The organism is Aeromonas sp. ASNIH8 (genome assembly GCF_002919855.1).
GTDB classification, from domain to species: domain Bacteria; phylum Pseudomonadota; class Gammaproteobacteria; order Enterobacterales; family Aeromonadaceae; genus Aeromonas; species Aeromonas caviae.
In genome coordinates, this window is sequence record NZ_PQLN01000249.1 from 1 (window position 1) to 858 (window position 858).

Here is an 858-nt window from a genome sequence, read left to right on the forward strand (position 1 = left end):
TGTTTGTGTTGTTTGCTGTCTGTTAGATGGTATTTTTGCTCTTACGTTGGGTTGTGTTTTTTTCAGGCAGAAGACGGCAGACGAGTTGCTGAGTGGTCTGGTGGGCCCCATGCCTGGGTGGTTCGTGGTGCGTCTTGGTGATACTAGTAAATCACCACTTTACTATCCGGTCAAGCGTTGAAGTGATAAAAGGTACAGCGTTGCTTTACTTGGGTGGTTTGGGATATGAAATTGCGTGATTGAAGACAAAAAAAATCCCGACGCTAAGGTCAGGATCATGGAGTCCGGGGTGGGGATTGATGGCGGAGCTGGTGGATGAGGGTACAAAAAACCCGGCGCGGTGGCCGGGTTTTTTTTATCTAATATTCCTGAAAATAACAAGTGGTGTCATACCATATGAATTACTACTCCGTCCGGCTAATCCTCTTATACCGGACAGCATCCCGTGAATGCCGTCTTTCATTGAATTTGGCTCAAAAGATAAAGTAGCTATTTCATCTGCTTCCGCTTCGGGAAGTGCGTCAATGAAACCAATCACATACCACTCGCCTGGCAGACTCGAACCATATTTCAAAACCATATCATCTGGATTAATCGTCAAGTAGTCACGATTTATGGTCATCCAAATTGTTTGGCCAGCTTCGTTAATGAAATCAACCTGCAAAGTGTTTGGAACGATATTTAAAACCTCTTTCATCATTCCAAATGTTACACCAGGGGCAATGAATTGTTATTCAACATTAAAATTGGATTTTTTGGCTTTCGGCGGCAACTTTGGCTGTTCCATTTCCATCATCTTTGCGATAAATGGAACGCTTTTTTGGAGAACTGAGATGTCAAAAATTCTCATTCTACCCT

2 protein-coding genes are annotated in these 858 nt (G+C 43.2%); one reads left to right on the plus strand and one right to left on the minus strand.

Features of this window, described 5'->3' with window-relative positions; all coding sequences use genetic code 11:
• A partial coding sequence (locus C3418_RS24590; RefSeq protein ID WP_219812716.1) for a hypothetical protein occupies positions 1–181 on the plus strand: 181 nt, incomplete at its 5' end.
• Positions 182–355: 174 nt separating this feature from the next.
• On the opposite strand, the gene C3418_RS24280 is transcribed toward C3418_RS24590, so the two are convergent.
• Complete coding sequence (locus C3418_RS24280; protein WP_146054164.1) at positions 356–700, minus strand: hypothetical protein; 345 nt, start codon at positions 698–700, stop codon at positions 356–358.
• Positions 701–858: the final 158 nt, after the last annotated feature.

Bases quoted from the DNA above. Each gene is read 5' to 3' on its own strand.
- C3418_RS24280 (WP_146054164.1), bottom strand. From the start codon at position 700: ATGATGAAAGAGGTTTTAAATATCGTTCCAAACACTTTGCAGGTTGAT.